General features: G+C 46.1%; 6 protein-coding genes. 4 read left to right on the top strand and 2 right to left on the bottom strand.

From position 1 onward, the window contains the following. Nucleotides 1-529: 529 nt before the first annotated feature. Entirely contained in the window at nucleotides 530-2,626 is a 2,097-nt protein-coding gene (locus tag QUA01_RS21635) for a GAF domain-containing sensor histidine kinase (RefSeq protein WP_333092636.1), read from the top strand. A 571-nt stretch (nucleotides 2,627-3,197) separates the two neighbouring features. Here the strand turns inward: QUA01_RS21635 and QUA01_RS21630 are convergent. Next, on the bottom strand, nucleotides 3,198-3,335 hold the full coding sequence (locus tag QUA01_RS21630; RefSeq protein ID WP_333092637.1) for a hypothetical protein: 138 nt from the start codon (nucleotides 3,333-3,335) through the stop codon (nucleotides 3,198-3,200). Nucleotides 3,336-3,401: 66 nt separating this feature from the next. Here QUA01_RS21630 and QUA01_RS21625 point away from each other — a divergent pair, with 66 nt between their 5' ends. Together QUA01_RS21625 and QUA01_RS21620 are read left to right on the top strand one after the other, a co-directional pair. Next, nucleotides 3,402-3,614: a hypothetical protein gene (locus QUA01_RS21625; RefSeq protein ID WP_333092638.1), complete on the top strand. Its 213-nt coding sequence runs from the start codon at nucleotides 3,402-3,404 to the stop codon at nucleotides 3,612-3,614. 842 nt (nucleotides 3,615-4,456) lie between these two features. Beyond that, nucleotides 4,457-10,066, top strand: a complete 5,610-nt coding sequence (locus QUA01_RS21620; RefSeq protein ID WP_333092639.1) for a DUF4347 domain-containing protein — start codon at nucleotides 4,457-4,459, stop codon at nucleotides 10,064-10,066. A gap of 86 nt (nucleotides 10,067-10,152) precedes the next feature. Here QUA01_RS21620 and QUA01_RS21615 read toward each other — a convergent pair whose 3' ends face one another. Next, nucleotides 10,153-10,326, bottom strand: a complete 174-nt coding sequence (locus QUA01_RS21615) for a hypothetical protein (protein ID WP_442921579.1) — start codon at nucleotides 10,324-10,326, stop codon at nucleotides 10,153-10,155. Nucleotides 10,327-10,743: 417 nt separating this feature from the next. On the opposite strand from QUA01_RS21615, the gene QUA01_RS21610 reads away from it, so the two are divergent. Next, nucleotides 10,744-12,471, top strand: coding sequence for a diflavin flavoprotein (locus tag QUA01_RS21610; protein ID WP_333092640.1), 1,728 nt, complete (start codon nucleotides 10,744-10,746; stop codon nucleotides 12,469-12,471). The last annotated feature ends 67 nt before the right edge of the window (nucleotides 12,472-12,538 follow it).

Here is a 12,538-nt window from a genome sequence, read left to right as displayed (position 1 = left end):
AATCGACCGATAGCTAAGGAATTTCAATGGCGCGCGCTTAATTTGTATTTTCGGCTACATAACCCACATTCTGCACCTTCAACTGTCACAGAGTACAATTACTCAGAGCAATCGATTTTTAAAGTGATAAATTATGCCTCTCAAAAAACTTTTTTCCGTCTATAGCGGTTTTCAAAAAAGTGAGGTATACCCTATACCCACAGAGGTTTATGCCCTATCCTGGATAGTACCTCTTATGAGAGATTGAAAGGCTATATATACGATAATAAAGTATAATCTAGAGCTTAATTGTTCAAGAAAAGTAAGTAAAAACCGATTGTGACAGTTGAGGGTGCAGAATGTGGACATAACCCTTAATTTATATTTATAAATATTTGTAAAGCAAATAATTGCAAGGGTCGGGGTGCATCCTTTATAATGTTTTAATATCTTCCAACATTCCTAGTAGTGGCGATCGCGCTCTTGGCAGGGTAAGCAAATCTGTAAAGAACCAGGATCTATCGAAATACAGTACAACGGCAGAGTAAATATGTCTCTAAAAATACAACAACAAGAAAACCATTGCACTATCTTCACTTCGCAATTGCCGGAAGCTGAAAATTGGAGGCAGGAAGAAGGTCTTTTGCAGCCGCAAATAGACGAACAAAAAGCCCTAATTGTGCAAATGCAGCAGCAAGTTCAGCTATCAAACCTGCTCAACCAAATTAATAACGAAATTCGCAGCACACTTGACATAGAAGAAATTTTGACATCTGCCTGCCGATTGCTGGGGCAGGTGCTGCAGTCGAGCCGCGCGAGTATTTTAGTCAAAGAATCAAGTACAGGAAATATTTTAGTCACGCGGGGAGAGTACAACGCGGGGGATTATCCGATCCAACTGGGCATGAAAGTACCGATTGCTGACAACCCGCACTTGGAAGAAGTTATATCTCAGCAGGAGTCGCTAGCAGTGACGAAGTTTCTCGATTTTCCGGGGTTGAACCCAGAAACCAAAAAAATTGCCGAAGCTTTGGAAATTAAGTCAATGCTGGCAGTAGCTACTCGCTATCAAGGTGAAGTCAATGGCATAATTGGCTTGCATCAGTGCGATCGCGAACGGGAATGGACTGATTGGGAAAGGCAACTTGTAGAAGGGGTAGCTTCTCAATTGGCGATCGCGCTCAATCAAGCCAAACTCTACAGAAAAACGCGCCGCCAAGCCGAACAAGAATCGCTGCTGCGGCTGATCGGCAACCAAATTCGCAGTACCTTGGATCTGGGAACTATCCTGCAAACAGCGGTGAGAGAAGTGCGCCAACTGTTGCAGTGCGATCGAGTAATTATCTACCAGTTTGAAGATAACTGGCAGGGCAAAGTTGTCGTTGAAGATATGACGGTTCCTTGGCCTTCAATTTTAGGAGATATGGGGGCAGATAAGTGTTTCAGAGGAGATTACGCCGCTCTTTACCAGCAAGGGCGAGTCAAAGCAATTAATGATATTTTTAATTCGGGTTTAGAGCCTTGTCACGTTGATTTTTTAGACCGCTTGCAGGTAAAAGCTAATCTGATCGTACCGATTATTACATATAGAAGCGAAGAAACTTCACAGTCTCCAGCCGAAATTTCTAATTTAAAACCAGGTAGGCTGTGGGGTTTGCTGATCGCTCACGAGTGCCGGGATACTCGCAACTGGCAGCGACAAGAAATGGAGTTGCTGTCGCAGCTAGCCGACCAAATGGCGATCGCGATTCAGCAAGCAGGACTTTACAGCCAAGTCCGAGAAGCAGCAGTCAAATCTCAAGCTCAAACCCAGCAACTGCAAGCAGCGCTGCAAGAATTGCGATCGGCACAGCAGCAATTAATTCAAACCGAAAAAATGTCTGGTTTGGGGCAAATGGTAGCGGGAATTGCTCACGAAATCAACAACGCCAACAATTTTATCCACGCAAATTTGTTTCATGCTAAAGAATATTTTAAAGTCTTAAACGAAGCTCTTGAATTATGCGGAAAAGCCTGCCCGGAAGCCGCGGAAGCACTTGTCAAAATCAATGAAGAACTAGAACTAGATTATGTTCGAGAAGACTTTGGCAAACTGCTCAATTCCATGCGAGAAGGCAGCGGTAGGATTCGATCTATCGTGACGACGCTACGAAGTTTTTCTCGATTAGACGAGGCGGAATTTAAAGCGGTGGATTTGCATGAAGGTTTGGACAGCAGTTTATTGATGCTGCAAAATAAGCTAAAAACAAATATTAAAATTGACAAAGAATACGGAAGTTTGCCACGAGTTAACTGTCATGCAGGCCAAATCAACCAAGTATTTTATAATTTGATTGACAATGCTTTAGATGCGATCGACTCTGCAGACAAACCGGGGGAATTAACAATCCGCAGTTGGCAAAGCGAGCCGGACTGGGTAGCAATTTCTGTCCGCGATACCGGAAATGGCATTCCTGCAGAAATTCAGGATAAGATTTTCGATCCATTTTTTACTACTAAACCTGTGGGGAAAGGTACTGGTTTAGGACTTTCTGTGTGCTATCAGGTAGTTGTGCAAGCCCACGGCGGCCGGATTCGGTGCGTCAGTGAGGTTGGCGGAGGAACTGAGTTGATTGTTGAATTGCCGTTGACCAATCAGATGGGTTGAGATGGGTTAATGATTAGTGGTTGTAAGTTGTTTTGGCATTTGAATTGCATATTTTTGGCTAGCAACTAGACTAACACCCCACTGATGGTTTAATTATTTTTTGAGGTGCAATTTAAATGCTGGGCGAGCTTATTATTGTAAGCCACCGGGTTTCTGTTTCCAACAATGCTTAAATGACGATCGCCCCAGCGCCATTTAATCACAGTATTTGGGCGATCGCACTTATTGTCGATCGCGCTTATTGTCGATCGACCTTTTATTGAATTCCCGATTTTTTATAATATAGGGTATTAGCATATTTCGTGGCAAAAAGCAACGATCTAGATCATGAGTTTTTGATGAGCGCGATCGCGCTCCTGTCCAGCTCACCATCATATAATCGCGAGGATCCGTTGACTGGCATCTACCGCCAGATAGACTTTGCAACAAACCGGCGGTAATGCCGTAAAATTGTGCAACATCCAGCCTGAAGCAGATACTGTCTCAGATGCTAGATGTACAGTCTTGTCTCCAGACATTATTTAAGGCTCTAACAGGTGTCGCAGTCAGAGCAAGTGTCTACCACCAAGCGTCAGCCTTCTTCTAGACCGGGGTAAACTACTTGAAAACCTGAAACATCTTCCAACTCGATGCCCCAGAAAATCCATTTTAATTCAGGATTGCCGCGCGCGATCCGGTTCCAGCTCAATCGCTGCCATCCTGCAGCCAAACCCCCGGTTTCACGCAGCCGTGACTAGCCCTGTGGGTGGTTAAAGTCTATCGAATGTTGGAAGCCATGAACGAAGATAACGAGTTTTATGTCTTCATTTCCGATGAACAAAAACGGGCGCTCATTCTGAGCATCTTTTCAGCCTACTATCACCCGGAAGCTGATAAAAAAGAAGTGATTTTCGATACCAATCGCCTATGGTGTAGCAAATTACCTTTAATTGGGAACTATTTCCCCAAGCGACAGTCATCTACCCTATCAGGAACATCGCCTGGATAATGGATAGCATTGAGTTACTGATTCGGCGTAATGCCTTTGATTCCACCTTTTGTACTTCAAAATGTAATATGCAATTATTACATTGACTTAGTAATTTACCCAACCTTAAAATCGAAAAGACTAAGTATTTGTACGTAAATAAAACGTCAAATAACTCAGAATTTTCGTATTACTTGGCATACTACAAATAGACGTGCGGAATGTGGGTTTGATGTTTCCTAGTTATTTAATAATCCAGCGGAACGAGCGACAGTTTATAGTCGTACCGAAGCATTAAGCCAAGGTAATCGTTTAGTAGGGTTTGCCTACAACTCCCTGAAAGAAGTATTCTATAGCGAACAAAGTGCATCTCTACTATTAGTTGATTACAATTTATTAACAAAAGTACCAGAGAAAACTATATCGCTAATTTATCAATTTTTAGGAGAAGAAAATTTCGATCGTGATTTCGATAATATGCAGTAGGGCGAGCCATTATTTGACAATGAACTGAAAACCCAAGGGTTACATCAGGTGCGTTCTCAAGTCTAGTTTCAAGGAGAGAAAAGCAATCTTATTACTAGACTTGATTGAGCGATTAGATAGATTATTTTTGTTGGAATAAGACCACAAATAGCCGCGCTAGTGCCATTGTCGAAAAAGTTCAATAAATCGTAAACCCTTGACATCTGTTCCCCGGAGATATCCCTAAACCTTTTTTTTCAAGGGAAGTAGGGATTGACTTTAAGAACTCTCCTCCCCCTTTTTTTAATGGGGTTAGGTAGGGAGGATATAGGGCTAGAGGATATTGAGCTTAACTCAAGTGTATTCAAAACCAATCAATCATTAACCGGAAACTAAGCATGACTAAGCAAATCATTTTCGTTGACTCCTCTGTACAAGATTATCAAAGCCTTGTTCAAAGTGCCGAGGGCGGTAAAGTTGTCATTTTAGATGACAAATCCAGCGCGATCGCGCAAATCACTCAATCCTTAGCCGAAGAAAGTGATATTGAAGCATTGCACATCATTTCTCACGGGAATGAAGGGAGTATCACCTTCGGTACTGAGGTACTTGATGAAAGTGCGATCGAAGCTTTGGGCGATCGGCTAAAACAGTGGGGAAAAGCCTTAACTAAAACAGGCGACATCCTATTATATGGATGTAATGTTGCTGCCGGAGAAGTTGGTAAGAAATTTGTCAAAAAATTAAGTGAAATCACGGGTACGGCTGTAGCTGCTTCTAACAACTTAACCGGTGCTGCAGCCTTAGGGGGAGATTGGAATTTAGAAGTGAGATTTGGGGAAATTGAAACCCAACCCCTGAATTTTGCCAATTATGGTTATACTTTGCCCGCTACCATCACCAATGTCACTTCAGCTTTACCTGATGGTACTTATAAGGCAGGTCAAATTGTTCCAATTACCGTTACATTTAGCGAACCCGTCAACGTCCTCACCGCACCGGGCTTCCCAGGATTCACTCTCAACACAGGAGAAGTAGCAATCTATAGCGGTGTCGGTAGCGGTACAAATACGCTCACCTTTAACTACAACGTAGCCACAGGTAACAACAATGCTGACCTCGATTATACCTCGGCGACCCTCAACGGTACGATAACTACAGTCTCCGATGGCAGTGCTGCTACTTTAACTCTTCCCCCCGCAGGTGGGGCTGGCTCCCTGGGTTTAAATAAAGCCCTGGTTATTGATGCCAAAGCACCCACTGTCCTCAGCATTACCCGCACCACTCCTGCAACCCCATCAATTCCTCTGGCCACCGCCAATGTTACATACACGGTGACATTCGACGAACCCGTTAGTGGCTTAGATGTCACTGACTTTGCCACCGCTGTAACCGGTCTTGCTACTGGCACTGTTACCTCTGTGGCAGCAGCAACAGCCGCTAACACTGTAACTGTTGATGTGGCTGTTGGAGGTACTGGTGATGGCACCATCGGCTTAAACCTATCCGCGGCTCCCACCATTACTGATAGTGCGACTAATGCCCTCACGTCACCATTTACTGGCGAAACCTACAGCAGAGATGGAACCGCACCTACTATTACCAACGTCACTGCTACCACGGCTGATGGCAGTTACACAGTCGGTACAGTTATTCCAATTACCGTTGTATTTAGCGAAATCGTCAACGTCACCGGCACACCAACATTAGCCTTGGGAGCAGGAGTAGCAGGAGCCGCTAGCTATGCCAGCGGTGCCGGTAGTAACACCCTTACCTTTAACTACACCGTAGCCGCAGGTGACAACATTGCCGATCTTGATTATGCCAGTACAGCAGCCCTCGCCCTCGCTGGCGGTACGATCGCAGATATCGCCACTAACCCTGCTACACTCACTCTCCCTGCTCCGGCTGCCGCTGGTTCCCTCGGTGCGAATAAAGCCTTAGTCGTTGACACGACTCCACCCACAGTCCTCTTAACAACCGCAGCACCAGCAACTGTCACCGCCCCATTTAGTGTCACCGCTACCTTTACTGAGGCTAGTGCGAGTGTCTTGGGATTTGCTCTTACTGATATCACGGTAGGCAATGGTACTGCCAGTAACTTAGCTGGAGGTCCGCTAGCTTACACCTTTGATGTCACACCTACAGCGGATGGGCCTATCACTGTTGATATCCCTGCGAATGGAGCGACGGATACAGCTTTAAATAACAACACAGCCGCCCCTCAATTAACTGGCATTACTGCGGATTTGCCACCTACTGTCACCAGCGTTAGCTCAACTTTAGCCGATGGTAGCTATGGTACTGTTCCCGGTACAGTTCCGATTACCGTTGTATTTAGCAAAGCCGTCGCCGTCACCGGCACACCAACGCTAACCTTGGGAGGAGGAGTCACAGCAACCGCTACCTATGCTAGCGGTACCGGTAGTAACACCCTCACCTTTAACTACACCGTAGCCGCAGGTGACACCAGTGCCGACCTAGATTATGCCAGTACAGCAGCCCTCGCCCTCGCTGGCGGTACAATTAATTCGACCCTAGGTACCCCTGCTACACTCACTCTCGCGGCTCCACAGGCCGCAGGTTCCCTGGGTGCAACTAAAGCCTTAGTCATTGACACGACTCCACCTAGTCTCACCAGCGTTACTTCTACCACCGCTGATGGCAGTTACGGTCTGACAAATGGCCCCATCAACGTCACAGTCAACTTCAGTGAACCTGTCACATCCGCAGGGGGAATAACAGTCGCCTTAGACACAGGTGCTACTTTGGCTATTCCAGCTTTCACCAATAGCGCATCTGCTGTCGGCAGTTATATTCCAGCAAACCCACAAACTAGCGCCGATCTTGACTCAATATCTGTAACTCCCACTGGAACTTTAACAGATGCTGCTGGCAATGTTGCAACAGTAATTATTCCTGCGGGGCAGTCTTTAAAAGATAGCAAAGCCATAGTCATTGACACGATCGCACCCACAGTCCTCTTAACAACCCCAACAACAACTGTCACCGACAAATTTACCGTCACGGCTGCCTTTACTGAGGCCAGTGCGAGTGTCATCGGATTTGATGCTAGTGATATCACCGTAGGCAATGGTACTGTAAGTAACTTTGCTGGAAGCGGTATAAACTACACCTTTGATGTCACACCTACAAATGATGGGCCTGTCACCATTGATGTCGCTGCATCTAAAGCGACAGATGCAGCATTAAATCCCAATACAGCAGCCCCGCCACTGCTGGTTAATGCCAACGTTCCACCTAAAGTCACCAGCATTAGCTCAACTTCAACTGATGGCAGCTATGGGACTGGTAAAGTAATTCCGATTACCGTCACATTTACCGAACCCGTCGTCGTCGATATCACTGGCGGCACACCGACGATTACCCTTAACTCAGGGGGAACCGCTACCTATGCCAGTGGTACCACTACAAATACACTGATCTTTAATTACACCGTAGCCGCAGGTCAAACCAGCCTTGACCTCGACTATAGCGCGATCGCATCCCTTGCCCTTAACGGCGGTACGATTAATGACGCAACGGTGACGACTAGCCCAGCGATACTCACTCTTCCCGCTCCGGCTGCAGCTAGTTCCTTGGGTGCGAATAAAAACTTAGTCATTGACACCACCCCACCCACCGTTACCATCAACCAAGCCAGCAGCCAAGTTAACGATCCCACGAGTAATAGCCTGATTAACTACACCGTTGCATTTAGTGAACCGGTGACAGGTTTTGATGCTACCGACATTACTTTTGCTGGTGTTGCTGGCGCTACCGCTACTGTAACAGGAGATCTTACAGGTCAAAATTACAACGTAGCCGTTACAGGTTTCACCCAACCAGGAACCTTGACTGCTACTATTGCCGCCAATGCTGCTAACGATTTAGCCGGAAATGGTAATACAGTCAGTACCTCTACGGATAATTCTGTCACCTTTAATCCGGTTACTCCCTACGTCACCGCCATCAACAAACTCGATCCCGATCCTACTGCTGCTACAACAGTTAATTATCAAGTCACCTTTAATGAAGCTGTAACAGGCGTAGATGCTGCGGACTTCACATTAGTAACAACTGGTGTCACCGGCGCAACTATCGGAACAATCACGGGTACAGGCACAACCTATAATGTCCCAGTGAACACAGGGACTTTAGATGGCACGGTGGAACTGGATTTAGTGGATGATAACAGCATCCTTAATATCCTGAATGCTCCTCTAGGTGGAACGGCTCTGAACGATGGAAACTTTAAGGGACAGGTTTATACTGTTGGTAAAAACAGCGATCCTGTTCTCGCCGTTGCGATCAACGATCAATCTGCGACGATCGATACGGGGTTTACTTTTACAATACCCACAGGTACGTTTACCGATCCTAACAACGACCCCTTAACTTACACCGCGACCCTAGAAGACGGAACTGCGTTACCGACTTGGTTAACATTTGATGCGGCAACAGGCATTTTTAGTGGCACACCTGCAATAGCAAATATTGGAAACCTGAAAGTTAATGTGGCTGCTTCCGACGGTCAAGCTTTTACGACCAATACTTTCCTGTTAACGGTATCCGATAAACTCAATACTCCTCCTGTTGTCGCCGTTGCGCTCAACGATACGTCAGCGACAATCAATACGGCGTTTAGTTTTACAGTACCAACAACTACGTTTACGGATGCTGAAAATGACCCTTTGACTTACACCGCCACCCTAGAAGACGGAACAGCGTTACCGGGTTGGTTAACCTTTGATGCGACAACAGGCGTTTTTAGTGGCACACCTGCGGCTGCAAATGTCGGGAACTTAAAGGTAAAATTGACTGCGAATGACGGCAAAGCCTCTACGGGCAATACCTTTATCTTAACGGTATCCGATAAACTCAATACTCCTCCTGTTGTTGCCAGTGCAACTATCGATAAGTCAACGACGAGCGGTGCGGTGTTTAGTTTTACAGTACCAACAACTACGTTTACGGATGCTGAAAATGACCCGTTGACTTACACCGCAACGCAAGAAAACGGCACGGCGTTACCGACTTGGTTAGCATTTGACGCGGCGACTCAGACTTTTAGTGGCACACCTGCGGCTGCAAATGTCGGAAACTTAAAGGTAAAATTGACTGCGAATGACGGGAAAGCCTCAACCAGCGATTTCTTCCAACTTGTCGTGAATGCGGCACCGACACCCCCGCAGACACCCGGACAGGGATCCTCGCCGACACCATTACCGATACCAACACCATCGCCGGGCCCATCGCCGACACCATCGCCGGGGCCATCGCCGACACCAACACGCACATTAGCAATTAACACGCCGCTAATCAGTCTAACCGATCGCGGCGAACCCACCGGTTTCCCACAAAATCAAGTGGTAGAGGGTCAATATCTACTCACCGATCTAGATGATAGCAGCATCCCAACTTCAGCCTTTGGTCAACCAATTCGTGGCTTATCTGGCAATGATAACTTGACCGGAAGTAGCAACGGCGACACCATCTTTGGCGACCGAGGTGCTGATATCATTAATGGTGCTGATGGTAACGATTCCTTGTTTGGTGGGAAAGAGTCAGATCAATTATCAGGTGGCAATGGTAATGATTTCTTGAGTGGCAATAATGACAATGACACTCTCACCGGCGGTGCTGGTAATGATATCTTACGCGGTGGTAAGGAAAATGATGTCTTGCTTGGCGGAGATGGGGATGATGAGTTGTGGGGCGATCGAGGTTTCGATGCTCTCACAGGTGGTGGAGGAAGGGACACCTTTGTATTACAATATACTGACACTAACCCATCTCAAGCTGATGTGATTACTGATTTCAATTCTTCTGAGGATAAAATCAGATTGGTTGGTTTTAGTTTCAGTCAATTAACTTTTGAGTCAGTCAACGTCGTTTTAGATGGGGCGACGGCTTTAGCTTCAACGGCAATTAAGTCGGGGAATGACTACTTAGGAGTGGTTTATAATGTGAACCAATCTGCTCTTAATAGCGGTTCTTTCTTGTAAGATTGCTGGGAAAAAACGCTTAGCAAAAGCATCAAAGGGAGGCGATCGCCTCCCTGGAAGCCGGCAACTCAAAACTCTTTATCGCCTTAGCTTCTATAAATCAAAGCCACAGGCTCAAAACTCGGTACTACCAAATCACCATTCTGCTTAGTCAACTGGTTGTACAACCGTTCTCTATTCGGAAAATTAGCAGCAGGTAGTGTCGGAAAACGGCGATACGACACCGTATCTTCCCCCAAAAAACATAAAGCGAAGTCCAATACATCTTCCGAAACACATCATATCCAATCCTCTCTTCATGGGAATAGTAAATTCACTGTTGACTGTTGACTGTTGACTGTTAACTGTTAACTGTTGACTGTTAACATCATGTATGAGTGCAACCGGAATTGATATCACTAGCACCCAAAACTTAGAAACCGGGTTTCTGAGTTTTGGGTGCTTCCCATTTATTTTAAAATTTGATAGGTAAAATTGTAATTTTGTCAATACCTAATTTGTAGATTTTTTACAAAATTCCCGCGAAACGAAGCTATCCCGTAGACGATCGCCCCATCCATACATTAATAACTTTCAAGTTACTTAACACCTTCATAAGAAATTTTATGAAGATTTACAAAAGAAACGTGTCAGAATGGAAACAATAAGGTAATGGATAACAGACAAGGAGGCACAGTATGGTAGCCCTGACTGAACGAGTCCAACGCAGATTGACAGTGGAAAAAGTCGAAATTGCCCCTGATACAACGGCAATTCGATGCCTGGACTGGGATAGAGACCGCTTTGACATTGAATTCGGACTCCAAAACGGTACAACTTACAACTCATTCATCATTCGCGGCGAAAAAACCGCCCTCGTCGATACCTCCCACGAGAAGTTTCGCCAGCAATATATGGAGACTCTGGCGGGGGAAATTGACCCGAAACAAATTGATTATCTAATTATCAGCCACACCGAACCCGACCACAGCGGTTTAGTTAAAGATGTGTTGGCTTTGGCGCCCCAAGCAATAGTGGTGGGGGCGAAAGTAGCAATTCAATTTTTAGAAAATCTGGTACACCAGCCTTTTGAGCGGCTTGTAGTCAAAAATGGCGACAAATTAGATTTAGGTAACGGCCACGTTATCGAATTTGTATCTGCGCCGAACCTGCACTGGCCTGATACTATTTTCAGCTACGATAGCAAAACTCAAGTGATCTTCACCTGCGATGCTTTCGGGATGCACTACTGTTCCGACAGTACCTACGATGACGATTTAGCAGCGGTTGAGGAAGATTATCACTTTTATTATGAGTGTTTGATGGCTCCCAATGCTCGATCGGTACTCAGCGCCATGAAACGGATGGCAGAATTGGGAGAAATCGGTACGGTGGCAACAGGTCATGGGCCACTGCTCAGGTACAATGTAGTTGAACTTACTGGACGTTACAAAAAGTGGAGCCAAGCCCAAGCTAAGGCAGAAACCACGGTAGCGGTATTTTACACTTCTGATTACGGATTTAGCGATCGGCTCAGTCAGGCGATCGCCCACGGAATCACCAAAACTGGTGTCGCCGTAGAAATGATGGACTTGAAAATCGCCGACTTGCAAGAAGTCCGCGAACTTGTCGGTACTGCTGCGGGGATCGTGATTTGTTCGCCGCCTAGTAACGGCGCTGCTGCAGAAAATGCCGAAGCAGCCATCAACACAATTTTAGTTGCAGCTAACAACAAACAATCCTTCGGTTTGTGCGAATCCGGCGGCGGCGATGACGCATCTATTTACCCGCTGCGAAACAAGTTCAAAGAATTGGGTTTGAAAGAAATATTTCCCAACATTTTGATTAAAGAAGCGCCAACGGAAGCGATTTATCAACTTTGCGACGAAGCCGGCACCGACTTGGGACAGTGGTTGACGCGGGACAAGGCTGTCAAACAGATGAAATCCCTCGATAGCGACTTGGATAAAGCTTTGGGACGGATCAGCGGCGGACTGTACATTATTACCGCTCAAAAAGGCGCGGTTAGCAGTGCGATGTTAGCTTCTTGGGTGACGCAAGCGAGTTTTAAACCGCTGGGTTTAACTATAGCAGTTGCGAAGGATCGGGCGATCGAATCGATGATGCACGCGGGCGATAAATTTGTGCTCAACGTGCTCGAAGAAGGCAACTATCAAACCTTGATGAGGCACTTTTTGAAGCGTTTTGCTCCTGGTGCCGATCGATTTGCCGGAGTTAAAACTCAACCAGCCAGCAACGGTTCTCCAATTTTGACAGATGCTTTGGCTTACATGGAATGCGAAGTGGTTAGCCGGATGGAACTTTCGGATCATCATATCGTATATGCTACGGTCGATAGCGGTCGCGTATCCAACCCCGAAGCGCTGCCGGCAGTTCACCACCGCAAAGTCGGCAATCACTATTAGGAAGTGAGTTGACTGTTGACTGTTGAGTGTTGACTGTTGACTGTTGTCAGGAGCAAGAGGGAAATTA

Origin of the sequence: Microcoleus sp. S36a_B3 (genome assembly GCF_036700745.1) — a bacterium.
Classification (GTDB): Bacteria; Cyanobacteriota; Cyanobacteriia; order Cyanobacteriales; family Microcoleaceae; genus Microcoleus.
Note: the sequence above shows the minus strand (reverse complement) of the source record. Positions and strands in the feature narration are given on the sequence as shown.